The sequence below is a fragment of the Streptomyces sp. NPDC037126 genome (genome assembly GCF_055605965.1).
In genome coordinates this window covers 1-18,265 of record NZ_JBVJTD010000013.1, presented here as the reverse complement: position 1 = coordinate 18,265, position 18,265 = coordinate 1, and the positions used below count along the sequence as shown (strand labels likewise).

17 protein-coding genes and 2 pseudogenes are annotated in these 18,265 nt (G+C 73.6%); 7 read left to right on the top strand and 12 right to left on the bottom strand.

What is annotated here, in order from left to right; translation table 11 throughout:
* Window positions 1-4 precede the first annotated feature (4 nt).
* Window positions 5-505: a metallophosphoesterase family protein gene (locus ACZ7FF_RS26100; protein WP_470814768.1), complete on the top strand. Its 501-nt coding sequence runs from the start codon at window positions 5-7 to the stop codon at window positions 503-505.
* Window positions 506-527: 22 nt separating this feature from the next.
* Window positions 528-1,118 carry a GNAT family N-acetyltransferase gene (locus tag ACZ7FF_RS26095; RefSeq protein WP_470814766.1) on the top strand — a complete coding sequence of 197 codons (591 nt, stop codon included), beginning with the start codon at window positions 528-530 and terminating at the stop codon, window positions 1,116-1,118.
* 135 nt (window positions 1,119-1,253) lie between these two features.
* On the opposite strand, the gene ACZ7FF_RS26090 is transcribed toward ACZ7FF_RS26095, so the two are convergent.
* The 7 genes from ACZ7FF_RS26090 to ACZ7FF_RS26060 are packed head-to-tail and all read right to left on the bottom strand — an operon-like array spanning window position 1,254 to window position 8,927.
* Window positions 1,254-1,907 carry an SRPBCC family protein gene (locus ACZ7FF_RS26090; protein ID WP_470814764.1) on the bottom strand — a complete coding sequence of 218 codons (654 nt, stop codon included), beginning with the start codon at window positions 1,905-1,907 and terminating at the stop codon, window positions 1,254-1,256.
* Between the two features lie 17 nt (window positions 1,908-1,924).
* The gene (locus tag ACZ7FF_RS26085) at window positions 1,925-3,031 is read right to left on the bottom strand and encodes an XdhC family protein (RefSeq protein ID WP_470814762.1); all 1,107 of its coding nucleotides are present in this window, start codon (window positions 3,029-3,031) and stop codon (window positions 1,925-1,927) included.
* A complete protein-coding gene (locus ACZ7FF_RS26080) occupies window positions 3,024-4,196 on the bottom strand; it encodes a vWA domain-containing protein (RefSeq protein ID WP_470814761.1) in 1,173 nt (390 codons plus the stop codon). Before ACZ7FF_RS26080 ends, ACZ7FF_RS26085 begins: the two co-directional genes overlap by 8 nt.
* A gap of 5 nt (window positions 4,197-4,201) precedes the next feature.
* Complete coding sequence (locus ACZ7FF_RS26075; protein WP_470814759.1) at window positions 4,202-5,077, bottom strand: AAA family ATPase; 876 nt, start codon at window positions 5,075-5,077, stop codon at window positions 4,202-4,204.
* 15 nt (window positions 5,078-5,092) lie between these two features.
* On the bottom strand, window positions 5,093-5,947 hold the full coding sequence (locus ACZ7FF_RS26070; protein WP_470814757.1) for an FAD binding domain-containing protein: 855 nt from the start codon (window positions 5,945-5,947) through the stop codon (window positions 5,093-5,095).
* Entirely contained in the window at window positions 5,944-8,430 is a 2,487-nt protein-coding gene (locus ACZ7FF_RS26065; protein WP_470814755.1) for a xanthine dehydrogenase family protein molybdopterin-binding subunit, read from the bottom strand. Before ACZ7FF_RS26065 ends, ACZ7FF_RS26070 begins: the two co-directional genes overlap by 4 nt.
* Window positions 8,427-8,927 (bottom strand): (2Fe-2S)-binding protein, encoded by a 501-nt coding sequence (locus ACZ7FF_RS26060; RefSeq protein WP_470814753.1) that lies wholly within the window; start codon window positions 8,925-8,927, stop codon window positions 8,427-8,429. Before ACZ7FF_RS26060 ends, ACZ7FF_RS26065 begins: the two co-directional genes overlap by 4 nt.
* A 253-nt stretch (window positions 8,928-9,180) precedes the next feature.
* Between ACZ7FF_RS26060 and ACZ7FF_RS26055 the strand changes: the two are divergent.
* The 3 genes and pseudogenes from ACZ7FF_RS26055 to ACZ7FF_RS26045 all read left to right on the top strand — a co-directional run.
* Window positions 9,181-9,441: pseudogene (locus tag ACZ7FF_RS26055) on the top strand (GTP-binding protein); the annotation flags it as partial.
* Window positions 9,442-9,874 (top strand): annotated as a pseudogene (locus tag ACZ7FF_RS26050) (GTP-binding protein); the annotation flags it as partial.
* A 69-nt stretch (window positions 9,875-9,943) separates the two neighbouring features.
* Complete coding sequence (locus ACZ7FF_RS26045; protein WP_470814751.1) at window positions 9,944-11,797, top strand: endoglycosylceramidase; 1,854 nt, start codon at window positions 9,944-9,946, stop codon at window positions 11,795-11,797.
* Between the two features lie 65 nt (window positions 11,798-11,862).
* Here the strand turns inward: ACZ7FF_RS26045 and ACZ7FF_RS26040 are convergent, their stop codons facing one another.
* Window positions 11,863-13,116, bottom strand: coding sequence for a YncE family protein (locus ACZ7FF_RS26040; protein WP_470814749.1), 1,254 nt, complete (start codon window positions 13,114-13,116; stop codon window positions 11,863-11,865).
* Window positions 13,117-13,278: 162 nt separating this feature from the next.
* Between ACZ7FF_RS26040 and ACZ7FF_RS26035 the strand changes: the two genes are divergently transcribed.
* Together ACZ7FF_RS26035 and ACZ7FF_RS26030 are read left to right on the top strand one after the other, a co-directional pair.
* Complete coding sequence (locus ACZ7FF_RS26035; protein WP_470814747.1) at window positions 13,279-13,941, top strand: TetR/AcrR family transcriptional regulator; 663 nt, start codon at window positions 13,279-13,281, stop codon at window positions 13,939-13,941.
* A 134-nt stretch (window positions 13,942-14,075) separates the two neighbouring features.
* The gene (locus tag ACZ7FF_RS26030) at window positions 14,076-15,101 is read left to right on the top strand and encodes an alcohol dehydrogenase (protein WP_470814745.1); all 1,026 of its coding nucleotides are present in this window, start codon (window positions 14,076-14,078) and stop codon (window positions 15,099-15,101) included.
* 1 nt (window position 15,102) lies between these two features.
* Here ACZ7FF_RS26030 and ACZ7FF_RS26025 read toward each other — a convergent pair whose 3' ends face one another.
* From ACZ7FF_RS26025 to ACZ7FF_RS26010, 4 genes are all read right to left on the bottom strand, one after another.
* Complete coding sequence (locus ACZ7FF_RS26025) at window positions 15,103-16,335, bottom strand: glycosyltransferase (RefSeq protein WP_470815066.1); 1,233 nt, start codon at window positions 16,333-16,335, stop codon at window positions 15,103-15,105.
* Between the two features lie 124 nt (window positions 16,336-16,459).
* A complete protein-coding gene (locus ACZ7FF_RS26020) occupies window positions 16,460-17,017 on the bottom strand; it encodes a DoxX family protein (RefSeq protein ID WP_470814743.1) in 558 nt (185 codons plus the stop codon).
* 235 nt (window positions 17,018-17,252) lie between these two features.
* Window positions 17,253-17,594 carry a hypothetical protein gene (locus tag ACZ7FF_RS26015; RefSeq protein WP_470814741.1) on the bottom strand — a complete coding sequence of 114 codons (342 nt, stop codon included), beginning with the start codon at window positions 17,592-17,594 and terminating at the stop codon, window positions 17,253-17,255.
* Window positions 17,591-18,265: cytochrome c oxidase subunit I (locus ACZ7FF_RS26010; RefSeq protein WP_470814739.1), on the bottom strand; the 675-nt coding region annotated here is incomplete at its 5' end. The genes ACZ7FF_RS26010 and ACZ7FF_RS26015, both read right to left, overlap by 4 nt.

Here is an 18,265-nt window from a genome sequence, read left to right as displayed (position 1 = left end):
CGGTGTGCGCCTCCTGATCATGTCCGACACGCACCTGCCGAAGCGCGCCAAGCGGCTGCCGGACGCGCTGCTGGCCGAACTCCCGCACGCCGACGTCGTGTTCCACGCCGGGGACTGGGTCGACACCGACACCCTCGACCTGCTGGAGAGCCGCAGCCGGCGGCTGGTGGGCGTGTACGGCAACAACGACGGCCCCGCGCTGCACGCCCGCCTCCCCGAGGTGGCCCACGCGGAACTGGGCGGCCTGCGCTTCGGCGTGGTGCACGAGACAGGACCCGCCCAGGGCCGCGAGGCCCGCTGCGCCGCCCGCTTCCCCGACCTGGACGTGCTGGTCTTCGGCCACAGCCACATCCCGTGGGACACCACCGCGCCCGGCGGGCTGCGCCTGCTCAACCCCGGCTCCCCGACCGACCGCCGCCGCCAGCCCCACTGCACCTACCTGACGGCCAGGCTCACCGGCGGGGCGCTCACCGAGGTCACCCTGCACCGGCTGCCCCAGCGGTAGCCCGCCGTGCGATCATCGCGGAGTGATCTCCAGGACCGGCATACCCGACGCCGTACCCCCGGGCCGCATGGCCGGCGCCGGCCAGCCGGTGCTGGGCCTCGGTGACGACGCCGAGCTGCGGCCCTGGCGGCCCGACGACGCCGGCACGCTGCTCACCGCCGGACAGGACGCGGCGATCCGCCAGTGGAACCTGTTCGCCGTGGCCGACCGCGCGGAGGCCCGGCAGCGGATCGCCCGCATGCACGCGCGGTGGCGGGCCGAGACCGGGGCCGTCTGGGCGATCGCCCGGCCCGGCGGCGCGCCGCTCGGGCTGATCGGCCTGAACGACGTCGACCTCGCGGGCGGCGGCGCCGAGATCGTCTACTGGCTGCTCCCCGGGGCACGCGGCGCGGGCCTCGCCGTCGCGGCGACCCGGCGGCTCGCCCGGTGGGCCCTGCACGACCTGGGGCTGCACCGGCTGCGGCTGTGCCACTCCACGGCCAACCCCGCGTCCTGCCGGGTGGCCGAGAAGGCCGGGTTCGGCTTCGAGGGCACCATGCGCGGCGCCCTGCTGCACGCCGACGGCTGGCACGACCAGCATCTGCACGCCCGGCTGGCCGCCGACCCCGAGTAGCCCGCCGGTGCCGCGAGCGGATGCCTACTCGTCTGCCGGGATCGGTGTGTCGGCGGGTGCGGGTGCGTGGTGGTTGTTCGCGCTGGCGGGTGTCTGGTGGTGCGCGCTGTTGCACGCGTCCTCCGGGAGCGCGTGTCAGCGGCGTCGGCGGGTGGGGTGCTTCTTCCTGTGGCGTAGCAGGCGGGTCGCCGTCCAGGTGAGGGCGGCGAGGGCTGCTGCCAGGGCCGCCGCGCGTTTGGCCACCGGCAGGCCCGCCGTGCGCAGGAGGTCCAGAGGCTCGGGCTCCTGCCGGGGCGCGGGCTGGGTCTCCGCGGGGTGCTCGGGGTGTTCCTCGGTGGACGGGGCCGGTTCGGTCAGCCGGTCCGCGAGACAGGTCGCGAACTGCCCCACCAGCCGGTCGCCCACCTCGGCCAGGACGCCCCGCCCGAACTGCGCGGGCCGCCCGGTCACGGTGAGGTCGGTCCGCACCGACACCGCCGTACCGCCCTCCTGCCCGACGAGCGTGCCGGTCACGGTGGCCCGTGCCGTGCCCTGTCCTCGGGTCTCCCGGCCGCTCGCCACCAGCACCATCCGGTGCGCCCCCTCGTCCTGCTCCTCGAACACCGCCGTGCCCCGATAGGTCACCGCGACCGGGCCGACCTTGACCTTCACCGATCCGGTCACGGTCTTGCCGTCGTACTCCTCCACCACCGCGCCCGGCAGGCAGGGCGCGACCCGTTCGATGTCGAGGAGCGCGTGCCAGGCGTCGTCGACCGGGACGGGGACGGTGAACTCGTGCTGCAGCTCCATGACTTGCTCCTCGGGACTCAGGAAGCGACGCGCGGGTGGATGGCCCCGCCGGTCGTGGTCAGGGGCGCGCCGGTGCCGCCCCAGCGCAGGGCGACGATCTCGGACGCGACGGACACGGCGACCTCCTCGGGCGTACGGGCCCCGAGGTCGAGCCCGAGCGGCGAGCGCAGCCGGGACAGCTCGGCCTCGGTCAGGCCGGCCCCGGTGAGCCGGGCGCGCCGCTCGTCGTGGGTCCTGCGGCTGCCCATCGCCCCGATGTACGCGGCCGGCCGGCGCAACGCCTCCTCCAGCAGCGGCACATCGAACTTCGGGTCGTGGGTGAGGACGCAGATCACCGTGCGCTCGTCGGTGCCGGTGCCGCTCAGATAGCGGTGCGGCCAGTCGACGACGACCTCGACGGCGGCCGGGAAGCGCTTGGGCGTGGCGAAGACCGGCCGGGCGTCGCACACGGTGACCCGGTAGCCGAGGAAGTCGCCGATGCGGGCCACCGCGGCCGCGTAGTCGATCGCGCCGAAGACCAGCATGCGCGGGGGCGGCGCGAACGACTGGAGGAAGACGGTGACCGCGTCCTCGCGGCGCTCCCCGTGCGGCCCGTAGTGCCGCAGGACCGAGGCGCCGAGCGCGAGTTCACCGCGGGCGTCCGCGGTGACGGCGGCGTCGAGGCCTTTCGCGCCGAGCGTCCCGACGGCCCGGTCCGGCCAGACGGCGAGCGTGCCGCCCTGCGGCGCGGGCCCGTCCACCACCGTGGCCACGGTCACCGGCTCGCCCGCGGCGACCGACCCCGCGACCGCGCCGAACCCCGGGTCCGACCCGGCGGTCACCGGCCGGACCAGCAGGGTGATCTCGCCGCCGCAGGTGAGCCCGACCGCGAACGCGTCCTCGTCGCTGTAGCCGAAGGTCTGGAGCTGGGGTTCCCCGCTCGCCACGACCTCCTGCGCCAGTTCGAACACCGCGCCCTCGACACAGCCGCCGGACACACTGCCCACGACCTCGTCGTCCGGCCCCACCGCCATGGCCGCGCCGGGCCCGCGCGGCGCGCTGCGGCTGACCGCGACGACCGTGGCCAGACCGAACGGTTCCCCCGCCGCGTGCCAGCGGGCCAGCGCCGGCAGAATCTCACGCACGATCCGCTCCCTTCACCGGGGCCGTACCGGCCTCCGCCCCGCGCACCACCGCCGCGAGCCGTTCCAGCGCCGCCAGACTGTGCCCCTCCACGAACGCGTCCACACTGGGCAGCGCCGCCGCCATGCCGGCCGCCAGCGGCGCGTATCCGGGACGGCCCTTGCGGGGGTTCGCCCAGACCACCTGGTACGCCAGGCCGTGCAGCCGGCGCATCTGCTCCCCGAGCAGCCGCGGATCGCCCCGCTCCCAGCCGTCCGACAGCAGCACGACGATCGCGCCCCGGGCCGTCCCGCGCTGCCCCCAGCGGTTCAGGAACTCGCGCAGCAGTTCGCCGAGCCGGGTGCCGCCGCGCCAGTCGGGGACGGCCGCCGCCAGGTCCGCCATGGCCAGGTCCGGGTCGCGGTGCGAGAGTTCGCGGGTGACCCGGGTCAGCCGTGTGCCGATGGTGAACACCTCGGTGCGGCCGGCGCGCACCGCCGCGTGCGCGAACCGCAGCAGCGCGTCGGCGTACGGCCCCATCGAACCGCTCACGTCGACGAGCAGCACCACCCGCCGGGGCCGCTCCACCCGCGCGTGCCGCCGGAGCAGGGCCGGTTCCCCACCGCGTCGCAGCAACTCCCGTACCGTGCGGCGCGGATCGACGTCCCCGCGCCGGGCGGGCCGCCGCCGCGCCGAGCGACGGGCCTGCCCGCGCAGCGCGAACGCGGCCAGCAGGCGCCGCAGTTGGGCCCGCTCGGCGGGATCCAGCTCACTGACGTCGCGGTGCCGCAGCACCTCCGAGGAGCTGGCTAGGGTGGCGGTGGGCGGGCCGGGCGGCTCGTCCCCGCCGGGCCCGCGCGGCCCCGCGGAGCCCTCACGGGTCACGAGCCGCAGCCGGGGCCGGGCGGCCGTGCGCACCGCCTTCGGGGCCGGCCCGGCGGACGGCCCGAAGTACGCGGCGAACACCCGCTCGTACCGCTCCAGATCGTCGTGCCCGCCGCACAGCGTCGCCCGCCCCGCCCAGTACACGTCCGCCCGCATCCCCGGCCGCAGCGCGGACACGGCGCGCAGGAACGCGTATCCGCGCTCGGTGCTCGCGTCCACGCCCGCCGCCCGCAGCGCCCGTACGAAACCGAGCAGCACGGCGTCCGCCGGCAGCCCCTGCGCCCCCGGTACAGCCGTGCCCATGCCGCTCACCCGCCCCGGGCCGCGAGGACTGCGGCGAGATCGAGCCCCCGGGCCCGGTCGGTGTCCTCCCGGTACTTCAGGACCGAGCCCAGCGTCGCCACCGCCAGCTCCGCGTCCACCTCGCTCGCCCCCAGCGCGTCCAGGGCCTCCGCCCAGTCGAGCGTCTCGGCCACGCCGGGCGGTTTGACCAGGTCCGCGGCGCGCAGCGCCTGTACCAGGGCCGTGACCTGCTCGGCCAGCCGCGCCGACACCTCGGGCAACCGGGCCCGCACGATGGCGAGTTCGCGGGCGAAGGACGGGTGGTCGAACCAGTGGTAGAGGCACCGCCGCTTCAGCGCGTCGTGCACCTCCCGGGTCCGGTTCGAGGTCAGCACGACCACCGGGGGCACCTCGGCCCGCAGCGTGCCCAGCTCCGGGATGGTCACCGAGTACTCGGACAGCAGCTCCAGCAGGAACGCCTCGAACTCGTCGTCGGCCCGGTCGATCTCGTCGACCAGCAGCACCGAGGGCTCCGTCTGCAGGGCCCGCAGCAGGGGCCTCGCGATCAGGAAGCGCCGGTCGTACAGCTCGCTCTCCAGGCGGTCCGCGTCCTGCACCCCGGCCGCCTCGGCGGCTCTCAGGTGCAGCAGCTGGCGCGGGAAGTCCCAGTCGTACAGGGCCTGGGAGGCGTCGATGCCCTCATGGCACTGCAGCCGGATCAGCGGCGCGCCCAGCGCCTGTGCGAGGGCGGCGGCGAGCGCGGTCTTGCCCACGCCCGCGTCGCCCTCGCAGAAGAGCGGCCGGTGCAGCCTGAGGGCCAGGAAGCAGGCGACGGCCAGCCCCTCGTCGACGAGGTACCCCGTCTCCTCCAGGCGGGCCCCCACCTGCTCCGGGTCGTCCATCCGGATGATCGGCGCTCACCCCATTCCGCCGGCGGTCAGCACGGCCCGCCTGGTCAGCACCCGCGCGAGGTGTGCCCGGTACTCGGGCGAGGCGGCCAGGTCCTGCGACGGCTGGGTGCCCTCGGCCGCCGCCTCCGCGGCCCGGGCCACGGCCCCCGGGCCGTCGGCGCCGGACAGCGCCCGCTCGGCCGCCGTGGCCCGCAGCGGCGTCGAGCCCATGTTGGTCAGCCCGATGCGTGCCTCGGCGATGTGCCCGTTCTCGCGCCGGACCAGCGCGGCGACGCCGACGATGGCCCAGGACTGGGCGACCGGGTGGAACTTCTCGTAGTGGAAGTTCCAGCCCTCCGTCTTCGGGACCCGCACCTCGACGAGCAGTTCGTCGGGTGCCAGGGCCGACTGGAGGTAGTCGACGAAGAACTCCCGCGCCGGGATCGTGCGCCGGCCGCCGGGGCCGGTGACGACCAGTTCGGCGTCCAGGGCCAGGGCCACGGCGGGCAGGTCCCCGGCCGGGTCGGCGTGGGCGAGGGAGCCGCCGAGGGTGCCGCGGTGCCGTACGGCGGGATCGGCCACGGTGGCCGTCGCCTCGGCGAGCAGCCCGGCGTACCGGCGCACCAGGGGGTCGTGGACCACGTCGTGGTGCGTGGTCATCGCGCCGATGGCGAGCGCGTCGCCGTCCTCGCGGACCCCGCGCAGTTCCGGGATCCGGCCGACGTCCACGACCAGCTCGGGGAAGGCGAGCCGCAGCCGCAGCAGTGGCAGCAGGCTCTGCCCGCCGGCCAGCACCTTGGCCTCCTCACCGGCGTCGGCGAGGGCGCGTACCGCCTCGTCCACGCCGGCCGGACGGGTGTACTCGAACGCGGGGGGAATCATGCCGGACCCTCCTCGGCCGACTGGTCGTACTGGCCGATGTCACCGGACTGGGCCGCCTGCCCGGACTGACCGGACTGGGCGGGCCCCGTGCCGCCGGCCTCCTCGCCGGCGCTCTCCCGGCCGGCGCGGGCCGCCTGGACGGCCTGCCACACCCGGTGCGGTGAGCAGGGCATCCGCACGTCCTGCACGCCGAGCGGGCGCAGGGCGTCCACCACCGCGTTCACGACGGCGGGCGTCGAGGCGATCGTCCCGGCCTCGCCGACCCCCTTGACCCCGAGGGCGTTCGAGGCCGCGGGCGTCTCCGTCCGGTCGGTCACGAAGTCCGGCAGGTCCGCGGCCGACGGCACCAGGTAGTCGGCCATGGTGCCGGAGACCAGGTTGCCCTCGTCGTCGTAGACGGCCTCCTCGAACAGCGCCTGCGCGATGCCCTGGGCGAGTCCGCCGTGCACCTGGCCCTCGACGATCATCGGGTTGACGACGTGGCCGACGTCGTCGACGCAGACGTAGGAGCGGATCCTCGTCTTGCCGGTCTCCGTGTCGACCTCGACCGCGCACAGGTGGGTGCCGTGCGGGAAGGAGAAGTTCTCGGGGTCGATCACGTGCTCGGCGTTGATGGACGGCTCCACGCCGTCGGGCAGGTCGTGGTTGGTGAACGCCTCGAAGGCGATCTCCTGGATGGTCTTGCGGGCCTCCGGGGAGCCCTTCACGGAGAACACCCCGTCCCGGAACTCCAGGTCCTGCTCGCTCGCCTCCAGCAGGTGCGCGGCGACCTTGCGGGCCTTCTCGACGACCGTCGTCGCGGCCCGGTGCACGGCCTCGCCGCCCACGGCCAGCGACCGCGAGCCGTAGGTGTCCATGCCCTGCGGGGCGGCCTGGGTGTCGCCGTGCAGCACCTCGATGTCGTCGAAGGGCACGCCCAGCACGTCGGCCGCGATCTGGCTCCAGCAGGTCACGTGGCTCTGGCCGTGCGGGCTGGTGCCGGTGACGACCTCGACCTTGCCCGTGGGCAGCATGCGGATGCTCGCCGCCTCCCAGCCGCCGGCCCCGTACCTCAGGTCGCGCAGCACCCGGCTCGGTGCCAGGCCGCACATCTCCGTGAAGGTCGACACGCCGATGCCGAGGCGTACCGGGTCGCCGCTCTCGTTGCGCTTGCGCTGTTCGGCCCGCAGTTCGTCGTAGCCGAACAGGGCGAGCGCCTTGTCGGTGGCGGCCTCGTAGTTGCCGCTGTCGTAGGTCAGCCCGGCGATCGTGGTGTACGGGAACTCGTCGTGCCGGATCCAGTTGCGGCGCCGCACCTCCACCGGGTCCAGGCCCAGTTCGGCGGCCAGTTCGTCCATGATCCGCTCGATGGCGAACGTGGCCTCGGGGCGTCCGGCGCCGCGGTAGGCGTCGGTGGGCGTGCGGGTGGTGAAGACGCCGGTGCAGTTGAACTCGTAGGAGTCCATCTTGTAGATCGCCGGGTACATGAAGGCGCCGAGGATGGGGATGCCCGGGGTGACGAGCATCAGGTAGGCGCCCATGTCGGCGATGAGGTCCACCTTCAGGCCGAGCAGCCTTCCCTCGCGGGTGGCGGCGATCTCGACGTCCTGGATCATGCCGCGCCCGTGGTGGGTGGCGAGGTAGCCCTCGGAGCGGGACTCGGTCCACTTCACCGGCCGCCCGAGCCTGCGGGCGATCGCGAGCGCGAGGGCCTCCTCGCCGTAGACCTGGAGCTTGGAGCCGAAGCCGCCGCCCACGTCCGGCGCGATGACGCGCAGCTTGTGCTCGGGGATCCCGGTGACCGTGGACAACATGATCCGCAGGATGTGCGGGATCTGGGTCGCGGAGTACACGGTGTACTCGCCGGAGGCGGCGAGCGGGGTGACGACGACCGCGCGCGGTTCCATGGCGTTGGGGATCAGCCGCTGCTGGTGGTAGCGGCGCTTGAGCGTCACCTCGGCGCGTTCGCGCACCGCGTCGAAGCTCTCGCCGGTGGCCAGCGGCCACAGGTACGCGCGATTGGTGCCCTTGTCGGCGTGGACCAGCGGGGCGCCCTCCGCCAGGGCGGCCTCCAGGTCGAGGACCGGGGGCAGCGGGTCGTAGTCGACCTCGACCGCCTCCAGGGCGTCGGCGGCGGCGTACCGGTCCCGGGCCACGACGACCGCCACCGGGTCGCCCGCGTGGCGGACCTCCTCGACCGCGATCGGCGGGTGGTCGGGCTGCACGAGGTCCTCGGTCACCGGCCAGGCGCAGGGCAGGGAGCCGAGCCCCTCGGCGAGGTCGGCGCCGCTGAACGCCGCGACGACCCCGGGGCGTTCGAGGGCGGGGGAGACGTCGATCCGGGTGATGCGGGCGTGGGCCATCGGACTGCGCAGGACGGCCAGGTGGAGCAGCCCGGCGACCTGGATGTTGTCGGTCCAGTTGGTCTGGCCGGTGATCAGCCGGGCGTCCTCCTTGCGCAGCCGGGAGCGGCCGACCTCGTGTTCGACGGCCTGATCGGTCATGCCGTGACCTCCTCGCCGACCTGGTGCCCGGAGGCGTCCTGCCCACCGGACGCGGCGAGCACCGCGCGGACGATGTTCTGGTAGCCGGTGCAGCGGCAGAGGTTGCCCTCCAGGGCCTGCCGCACCTCGTCGGCGCTGGGCCGCGGGTTCTCGCGGAGCAGATCGCGCGCGGCCATGATCATGCCAGGCGTGCAGTACCCGCACTGGAGGGCGTGCTGCTCGTGGAAGGCGCGCTGGAGCGCCGTCCACTCCCCGTCCTTCGCCAGGCCCTGGACCGTGGTCACCGCGCACCCGTCCGCCTGGACGGCCAGCACCGAGCAGCTCTTCGCGGTCGCCCCGTCCAGGTCGACCGTGCACGCTCCGCAGTTGGAGGTGTCGCAGCCGATCGGGGTGCCGGTCAGACCCAGTCGATCGCGCAGGTAGTGGGCGAGGAGGAGGCGGGGTTCCACGTCGTCCTCGTACGTCGTGCCGTCCACATTCACCTTGATGTGGGTCATTGGCCCTCCAGACCGTGCGGCAGGGGCGAGGGTGGCCAGCCGATGGCTGTGGTGTAGGTCACTCTATGACCGTGTCCTGCGGGCGGCGAGTGCTGCGGCGGGGCATTCGTTGAGCGTTGATCCATTGCGGCCGCCGATACGGCCTGCTGCACTGATCGCTGCCCGACGGCACACGGAGAGGACCGTCAGATGCGCGCTGCGTGCATGTCCACCCAGGAAGGAACCCACCCCATGCCGAAGGACATCACGCTCAGTGCACCTGCTCGATCTGGGAATCCTCGCGCCCGTCGACGCCGGTAGGACCAGCCTGAGCGAACGGCTGCTGCACACGGCCGGGGTCATCGGCGAGCCCGGCAGTGTCGACGCCGGCAGCACCCGCACCGACACCCTCGCGCTGGAACGGCGGCGCGGCATCACCATCAGGTCGGCGGTCGTGTCGTTCCCGCTCGACTCCGTGACCGTCAACCTGCTCGACACCCCCGGCCACCCGGACTTCATCGCCGAGGTCGAGCGGGTGTCGAGCACCGGACACGACTTCCGCGGCCTGACCCCGCTCGTCCTGGCCGAGGCACTGCGCCGCGCCCGCACCCTCGTCCACGAGCCGGTGCACCGCTTCCGCGCCGAGGCCCCCGCGGACACCCTGGGTGTCGTGCTCCCGGTGCTCGCGCGGCTCGGCGGAGTCCCCGGGACCACGGGTACCGACGGCCGGGCGGGGGTGCTGGAGGGCACGGTGCCCGCCGCCCGGGTCCACGAGCTGGGCCGGCGGCAGCCGGGGCTGACCCGGGGCGAGGGCGAGCTGGAGACGGCCTTCGACCACCACGCGCCGGTCACCCGCGGCCCCCCTCCCGAAGCGGCCGCGCACCGACCACAACCCGCTGAACCGGAGGGAGTACCTGCTGAACGTGACGCGGAGGATGGGGGATCGAGCCACGGGACCACGGGACTGACCGGCAGTCAACTTACCCGTGAGTCAGCAGGTATTGACGCCGACCGGGCCGCGCCGGACTGTAGTGGACATGGCGAATCTTCGGGCGCGTCTGCTGGTCGTACTGGTCGTCCTGTGCGGATGCCTGGCGGTGGCGGGTGCCCCGCCCGCCGGCGCCGCCCCCGCCGGCTCCCTGTGGTTCGACGGCACTCCGCTCACCGTGCGGGGCGGGCGCCTGACCGACGGCCAAGGCCGCGAGGTCGTGCTGCGCGGCTACGACGTCTCCGGCGAGACGAAGCTGGAGGAGAACGGCGGTCTGCCCTTCGCCTCGGTCACGGACGCGGCGAAGTCCGCCACCGCGCTGCGCGCCCTCGGCGGCGGCAACGCGGTCCGCTTCCTGCTCTCCTGGGCGCACGCCGAGCCGGTGCGCGGCCAGGTGGACACCGCCTATCTCGCCGCCGTCACCGCGCAGATGCGCGTCTTCCTGGACGCCGGCATCCGCGTCTACCCCGACTTCCACCAGGACCTGTACTCCCGCCACCTGTTCGGCGCGGGCAGCTGGTACTCGGGCGACGGCGCCCCCGAGTGGGCGGTGCGGGCCGGGGGTTACCCGGCGGAGTCCTGCGGGATCTGCCTCTTCTGGGGGCAGAACATCACCCAGAACGCGGCCGTGCGGCAGGCGCAGTACGACTTCTGGCACAACGCCCACGGCCTTCAGGACGCCTTCCTGGCCACCGCCGGGACGACCATGGCCTATCTCCGGCAGCACCTCGGCGCCGAGGAGTTCGCGGGCATCGCGGGCCTCGACCCGTACAACGAGCCGTACGCGGGCGGCTACGACTCCGGGCAGACCTCGCGCACCTGGGAGCGGGACCTGCTCTGGCCGTTCTACGTGCGGTTCCGCGCCCGTATGGACGCCGCGGGCTGGCAGGACAAGCCCGCGCTCGTCGAGCCGAACCTCTTCTGGAACGCGAACATCTCCACGCAGAGGCAGGAGGGCGGCCTGCTGGACGCGGGCACGCTGGGCCCGGGATACGTCCTCAACACCCACTTCTACGACCAGAAGGCCATCTCCGGCATCCTGATGTGGGGCAAGGCCGCGGACGGCCAGTACGCCTCCGACTTCGGCGCGATCCGCGACCGCGCCGACGCATCCGGCACCGCGGCCGTCGTCAGCGAGTTCGGGCACCCACTGTCCGGCACCGTCTCGGACAAGGCCCCGACCGTGCTGAAGGCCATGTACCAGGCCCTCGACTCCCGTCTGCCCGGGGCGCGTTGGTGGTCGGACCCGGCCGCCTCGGGACCGGTGCTGTCCGGCACCCAGTGGCAGTGGGACGTCTACAGCGGCCGGCACCACGAGGCGATGAACGGCAACCCGGACAAGGTGCTCACCGCGGGCGACGCCTGGAACGGCGAGGACATGTCCGCGGTGCGGTTCGACGACGCGGGGGACGTCGTCCTGCGGCAGGACGCGCGTCTGCTGGACCGTCTCTACCCGAGCGCCACCGCCGGCACGGCCCTCGCCTTCACCTACGAGGACCGCTCCCGCGACGGTTCGGCCACCCTCACCTGGAACCCGGTGCCCGCCGCGCTGCCGGACGTGGCGAAGCTGGTGGGCTCCGGGCAGTACGGGCTGCTGGTGTGGCGCTCCGGGAGCGGCACCGCACCCACCGAACTGCACCTGCCGGCGTCCTTCCCCACCGCGTCGACCACCGTCGTCTCCGACCTGGGCACGGTGTTCGCGCCGCCCGCGTACACCGCGTCCGCCCCGGTAGGCGTGGCCCCCGAGCCGGGCGGCACGGGCAGCCGCCGGCTGCTGCTCACGGACGCCGACTCCGGCGTGCCGCACTACGCCCTGGTGACCAACGGGGCGACGGCGCCGTCGGCGGACCTGCTGGGCGCGGCGAGGTCCGAACTGGCCGGCTGGGTGGCGGCGCACTTCTGACCCACAGCCGTACGGCCCCCGGGCGAGTGGGGCGTCCCGGGAACCGTACGGCCGCTCGATCCCCCTCAACTCCCCTTCGGGCCGGTCCAGTCGGCGGGCACATGTCCCAGCCTGACGCGCTGCGGATGGTCGCCGACGGGTACCGACAGCACCTTCTGCCCGGTGGCGAAGTCGATCGCCGTGATCCGGTCGGCCCCGGCCTCGGAGATGACGCAGTCCCTGCCGTCGCCGCTCACCGTCGCCCAGTACGGCGTGGAGGCGGGGACCAGCGGCCCCTCCTGGAGCGAGGCCCGGTCGACGACGGTCGCGTAGCCGTCCATGGTCCCGGCGACGCACAGCTTGGTGCCCTCCGGGTTCATGGAGATGCCGTGGTGGCGCGAGTCGAGCAGCCAGGTGGTGCGGTCCTTGCTGGTGGCCGGGTTCTCCGGCAGCGTCTTCACCCGGGTGATGCGGTCGGCGGCGACGTCGTACTCCAGGAAGCCGTTGAAGAAGGAGACCTGGAAGTACAGCTTGGACCAGTCGGGTGTGAAGGCGGCGGGCCGGACCGCGTCGGAGAAGTCCTTCAGACCGATCGCGTCCAGCCGGTCCCGCATGTCGATGGTCCGCACCTGCTTGAAGGTGGTCGCGTCGACGACGGTGATGTGACGGTCGCCCTTCGTCCAGTCCCAGGCCGGATCGTCGAGGGAGGTGGTGACCTCGCCGATGGACATGTTCCAGATGTACCGGCCGCCGTCGGTGAAGAAGTTCTCGTGCGGCTTGTCGCCGGTGGCGAACTCGCCGACCTCCCGGCCCGTGTCGATGTCCAGCACCTGGACCTTGTTCGCGGTGGAGGCCGAGACCGCGACGCGGGTGCCGTCGGGGGAGACGGCCATGTGGTCGGCGCGGTAACCGGCCACCGGGAAGCGCCAGTTGATCCGGTCGGTGGCCAGATCGATGGAGACGACGTCGGCGAAGCTCGGCCGGGAGACGACCACGGACCTCCCGTCGGGCGTGGAGTACATGTCGTCCGCGTACTGGTCGTGTCCCTGGCCGACCTCGTTGCGGATGGACATGTAGTAGATCCACTTGACGGGGTCGGCGTCGATCTCCGCGAGCCGCTGCTCCTTGTCGGGGACGACGTCGATCCGGCCGATCCGCGCGAAGTCGCCGGAGGACGCGACCACGTCGGCGGTGCCGTCCCAGTTGTTGCCGACGAACAGCACCTCGCGCAGGCCTCCGGACCCGGCCGGAGCGGCGGAGGCGGTGGTCGCCGGGGCGGCGAAGGTCAGGGCGAGGGCGGCGGCCACGGAGCACAGGTGCCTGGTTCTGGAGGCAGGCATGGCTGCTCTCCTTCCTCGGAGGAATCTGAACACGGGCGGATTCACAGTAACTTACTGAAAAGTAAGGAAGAGGTGGGCTTCTCGACAAGATGTGTGCACGACAAGATTGGGTGTCGGCGGCACGACCCGGGGGTGCCGCCGGCGGGTGACGGAGGGGGACGGGTGACGGGCAGGCTCAGGGCGCCGACGGGCCGGTACGGCGGCAGGTCCGCCGAGGAGCGGCAGGCGGAGCGGCGCCGCCGGTTCCTGGACGCGGCACTGGGGCTGTTCGGCGACATGCCGGGCTACCGGGGCACCACCGTCGCCGCGCTCAGCCAGGCCGCGGGCCTGTCCACGCGCCAGTTCTACGAGGAGTTCCACACCCTGGAGGACGTGCTCGCCGCACTCCACCTGGAGGTCAACGGCTGGGCGGAGCGCGCGGTGCTGGACGCCCTCGCCGGGGCCGGGGGACTGCCGCTGGCCGAGCGGGTCGCCGTGCTCTTCCGGGCCTACGCCCGCGACGTCACCCGCGACCCGCGCCGCATCCGCGTCGCCTTCGTGGAGATCATCGGCGTCAGCCCGCGCCTGGAGGAGCAGCGGCTCGCCCGCCGGGCCCGCTGGGTCGACCTGATCCGCGCCGAGGCGGACGCGGCCGTGGCGCGCGGGGAGGCCGCGCCACGCGACTACCGTCTCCCGGCCACCGCCTTCATCGGCAGCGTCAACGGTCTGCTGCACGACTGGAGCTCGGGCTGGGTGGACGCCACCCTGGACGAGGTCGTGGACGAACTGGTGCGGCTGCTGCTCGGCATGCTGAGGCCGGCGGGCTGGCGTCCCGGCACCTGCTGACACGGTGGTCGCCGGGGCCGCGGGAACCGGGGCCGGGCACCGGCCCCGCGGTCCGCCGGTTCGGCGCGCGTGATCGGCCCGTAACTGATGTGCTGGGGGTGGGGGGCCGTCGTACCCGTTCTCCGGAGAGACCCATGAGTACCTATCGAGTCGCACAGGTGACCGCCCCGAACGGCACCTTCGAGCTGGTCGAGCGCGAGGTGCCGCAGCCGGGACCCGGCCACGTGAGGATCGCCGTGGAGGCGTGCGGGATCTGCCACAGCGACGCGCTGTTCGTCGGCGCCGGGCTGCCGGGCGTGACGTTCCCGGAGGTGCCCGGGCACGAGATCGCCGGGCGGATCGAGGAGATGGGCGAGGGAGTGCAGGACCGAGGGTGGCAGGTCGGCGACCGGGTGGCCGTCGGCTGGTTCGGCGGCAGCTGCGGCCACTGCACACCCTGCCGTGAGGGCGACTTCGTCGTGTGCCAGTACCTGAAGGTCCCGGGCTGGGCCTACGACGGCGGCTTCGGCGAGAAGGTGATCGCGCCCGCCGACGCCCTGGCCCGCATCCCCGAGGCCCTCGCAGCGTCCGACGCGGGCCCCCTGGCCTGCGCGGGCGTCACCACGTACAACGGGCTGCGGCGCAGCTCCGCGAGGCCGGGCGACCTGGTCGCGGTACTCGGCATCGGCGGCCTGGGACACCTCGGGGTGCAGTACGCGGTCGCGATGGGCTTCGAGACGGTGGCGATCGCCCGGGGCGCCGAGAAGGCCGACTTCGCCAAGCAGCTCGGCGCCCACCACTACGTCGACAGCACCTCGGGCACCCCGGTCGCCGAGGCGCTGCAGTCGCTCGGCGGCGCCAAGGCGGTCCTGGCCACCGCGGGGAACTCCGAGGCCATCACGGCCACCGTGGACGGCCTGTCCCACCGCGGGGAGCTGGTGGTCATCGGGGCCGACACCGCGCCCCTGGGCATCAGCCCGGCCCAGCTGCTCATGGCCGGCCGCGTGGTCCGGGGCCACCCGTCCGGCACGGCGCAGGACGTCGAGGACGCCATGGCCTTCAGCGCGCTGCAGGGCATCCGCCCGATGACCGAGGTGGTGCCGCTGGCCGACGCGGACGAGGCCTACCGGAAGATGCTCGCCGGTTCCGCGCGCTTCCGGATGGTGCTCACCACCGGCTGACCTACCGGCCGCCGAGGCGGCCGACCGCCTCGATCACCGGCGCGGCTCCGTCCTCGCCCCGGATCCGGGCCCCCACGGCACGGGCGCGCTCCCGGTACGCCGGGTCCCGTACGGCCCGCAGCAGTGCCGGGGCCAGCGCCTCGGCGGTGAGCCCGCGCAACGGCACCGCGCACGGCGCCACGCCCAGCCGGACCAGCCGCGCCGCCCAGAAGCCCGCGTCGAACTGCACCGGCACCGGCACGGCCGGCACCCCGGCGCGCAGTCCCGCCGCGGTGGTGCCCGCGCCGGCGTGGTGGACCACGGCGGCCGTGCGCGGGAAGAGCGCCGCGTGCGGTACCTCGCCGATGGTCAGCATGTCGTCGCCGTCGGCCGCGAGTCCGCCCCAGCCGCGCTGGACCACCCCGCGCAGCCCGGCCCGGCGCAGTGCCGCCACGACCAGGGCGCTGAGCCGGCCCGCGTCCGGCACGGTGGCGCTGCCCAGGCCGACGAAGACCGGCGGCGGCCCCGCGGCGAGGAAGTCGTCCAGGGGCTGCGGAAGCGGGGACCCACCGTCGTAGGGCCACCAGTACCCGCACACCTCCAGGCCCGGCCGCCAGTCACGGGGCCGGGGGACCACCGTCGGGCTGAAGCCGTGGAGCACCGGCCAGCCGTGCCGCTCCCGCGCCCGGCGCGCGGCCCCGGCCGGGACCCGGGGCAGGCCGAGGCGGGCCCGCACCGAGGGCACGGTCGCCGCGAAGACGCGCTCCACGCCGAGGCTCACGCCGTGCCCGGCGATCCGGTTGGCCGTGGCGCCCCAGGTGCCGCTGCCGAGCACCGGCGGCGCGAACTCCCCGGTCGGTGCCAGGGGTTGCAGATAGAGGCCCATGCTGGGCAGTCGCAGCCCCTCGGCGATCGCGTGCCCGAGCGGGGCCAGGGACGCCGAGAGCAGCAGCGCGTCGCTCTCCCGCGCCGCCGCCAGCAGGTCGTCCGTCATCCGCTCGACCAGGCGCCGTGCCATCTCCAGGACCCTGGCCAGCTTTCCCGCGCCGCTCGGGCTGCGGTGCAGGCCCCGGCCGCGCGCGGACTCCAGCTCCGCGCGGGGATCCACGGGCAGTGCGTGGAACCGGGCTCCGGAGCCCGTGACCAGCGGCTCGAAGCGCCCGTGCGTGACCAGGGTGACCGTGTGCCCGGCGTGGCGCAGCCGGTGGCCGAGCCCGGTGTAGGGGGCGACGTCGCCGCGTGAACCCGCCGTCATGATCGCGATGCGCACGGGCGCCAGTATGGCGCAGGCGCGTCCGCCCGGGGCCCGACGACCCGCTGCGGTCCGGGAGTTGCCCCTCGGCACGGCGCGGCGGCCGAGCCCCGGGCGGGGGCCCGGGTCACAGGGCCAGCGTGATCGCGGCGCCCGCACCGCCCACACCGAGGGCGAAGGCGGCCTCGCCCCAGCCACCCGTGCCCCAGCGGAAGAACCGGTCGACGGCCAGTCTGCCCGGGCCGACGGCCGCGACGGCCAGGGCGACCACGCTGATGCACACGTTGTACTCGACGCCGCCGTCCGTCTCCCACAGACCGTGGGCGCCGGTCACGGTCACCATCGCGTTGATCATCACTCCGATCAGGGCCGCGGCCGCGAGAGGGGTGAACAGACCGAGGGCCAGACCGAGGCCCCCCAGGAGTTCGGAGGATCCGCCGATCGCGGCGAACAGCTTTCCCGGTTGGTAACCGAGGGCGGCGAACCCTTTTGCGGTCGAGGTCAGGCCATGTCCACCGAAGAGCCCGAACAGCTTCTGGGCGCCGTGTCCGGCCATCAGCAGACCGAAAGTGAGACGGAGAAGCAAGAGGCCCCCGTCCGCGGCGAACGATGCCGACGCGGCGGGCCGGGGCGCGAGTGAGTCCTGAGAACTCGTGGGACGGTACAAGATGCGCTGGGCAAGCATTTCCGCTGCTCCCATGAGAATGCCGGGAGGGGTGTGCGGTACGGTCCGGGGCGCGGGCACGCTGGATCCGGGGACCCCGCACACTCCGAAATGACAGCCGAAGCACTGATCGACGCCATGGATCAGCCACTTCACTATGAGTACATATTCGTTATTACGGCTTATGCACTTATTATACGGGCTGCGTGCTTGAAGGGATTGCCTCTCCCGTGACCGGCGTGCGCCGGTCGCCGCGTCAGCCGGGCGCCGCCGCGAGCGCCGGCAGGCAGGCCGCCGCCAGCAGGGCGCAGCCCAGCACGCAGCAGACCGCCAACCGCAGCCGCAGCGCCCGGTACCTGGTCTCGTAGGCGGTCCGCAGTTCCTCGGCGCGTTCCGCGGTGCGGTACCACGAGGTGCGGGCGACGGTCAGGTACTCCGCCTCGAACTGCCGCTCCAGGTCATCGCGTTGGGTGTCGGTCAGCCAGCCCAGCCGGGACGAGGCGCGCCGCGCCGCCGCGCGGCCCTCCTCGCGCGTGGCGGCCAGCAGCAGGTGCCCCTCGATCTCCTGGACGAGGTCCCGGGCCCCATCGGTGCTCACCGCCCGGTCAACTCCCTTTCCAGCGGCCGGAACTCGGGGTGGTGCAGGTCGAACGCCGGGGATTCGCTGCGGATCCGCGGCAGGGTGAGGAAGTTGTGCCGCGGCGGCGGGCAGGAGGTCGCCCACTCCAGCGAGCGGCCGTAGCCCCACGGGTCGTCGACCTCGACCGGCCTGCCGTACCTGGCCGTCTTCCACACGTTGTAGAAGAAGGGCAGCAGGGAGGAGCCGAGCAGGAACGAGAAGATCGTGGACACGGTGTTGAGCGTGGCGAACCCCTCGGCCGCCAGATAGTCGGGAATCCGGCGCTGCATCCCCTCGGCACCCAGCCAGTGCTGCACCAGGAACGTCCCGTGGAAACCGACGAACAGCATCCAGAACGTCATCCTGCCCAGGCGTTCGTCCAGCATCCTCCCGGTGAATTTCGGCCACCAGAAGTGGAAGCCGGCGAACATCGCGAAGACGACCGTACCGAATATCACATAGTGGAAATGGGCCACCACGAAGTAGGAGTCGGAGATGTGGAAGTCGATCGGCGGCGAGGCGAGCATGACGCCCGTCAGCCCGCCGAACAGGAACGTGATCAGGAAGCCGGTCGCCCAGAGCATCGGTGTCTCGAAGGACAGCGAGCCCTTCCACATGGTGCCGATCCAGTTGAAGAACTTCACACCGGT

Coding starts and splice junctions, on each gene's coding strand:
- ACZ7FF_RS26090 (WP_470814764.1), bottom strand. CDS start 1,907: ATGGAGCTGCAGCACGAGTTCACCGTCCCCGTCCCGGTCGACGACGCC.
- ACZ7FF_RS26080 (WP_470814761.1), bottom strand. CDS start 4,196: ATGGGCACGGCTGTACCGGGGGCGCAGGGGCTGCCGGCGGACGCCGTG.
- ACZ7FF_RS26075 (WP_470814759.1), bottom strand. CDS start 5,077: ATGGACGACCCGGAGCAGGTGGGGGCCCGCCTGGAGGAGACGGGGTAC.
- ACZ7FF_RS26070 (WP_470814757.1), bottom strand. CDS start 5,947: ATGATTCCCCCCGCGTTCGAGTACACCCGTCCGGCCGGCGTGGACGAG.
- ACZ7FF_RS26065 (WP_470814755.1), bottom strand. CDS start 8,430: ATGACCGATCAGGCCGTCGAACACGAGGTCGGCCGCTCCCGGCTGCGC.
- ACZ7FF_RS26060 (WP_470814753.1), bottom strand. CDS start 8,927: ATGACCCACATCAAGGTGAATGTGGACGGCACGACGTACGAGGACGAC.
- ACZ7FF_RS26045 (WP_470814751.1), top strand. CDS start 9,944: ATGGCGAATCTTCGGGCGCGTCTGCTGGTCGTACTGGTCGTCCTGTGC.
- ACZ7FF_RS26040 (WP_470814749.1), bottom strand. CDS start 13,116: ATGCCTGCCTCCAGAACCAGGCACCTGTGCTCCGTGGCCGCCGCCCTC.
- ACZ7FF_RS26030 (WP_470814745.1), top strand. CDS start 14,076: ATGAGTACCTATCGAGTCGCACAGGTGACCGCCCCGAACGGCACCTTC.
- ACZ7FF_RS26025 (WP_470815066.1), bottom strand. CDS start 16,335: ATGACGGCGGGTTCACGCGGCGACGTCGCCCCCTACACCGGGCTCGGC.
- ACZ7FF_RS26020 (WP_470814743.1), bottom strand. CDS start 17,017: ATGCTTGCCCAGCGCATCTTGTACCGTCCCACGAGTTCTCAGGACTCA.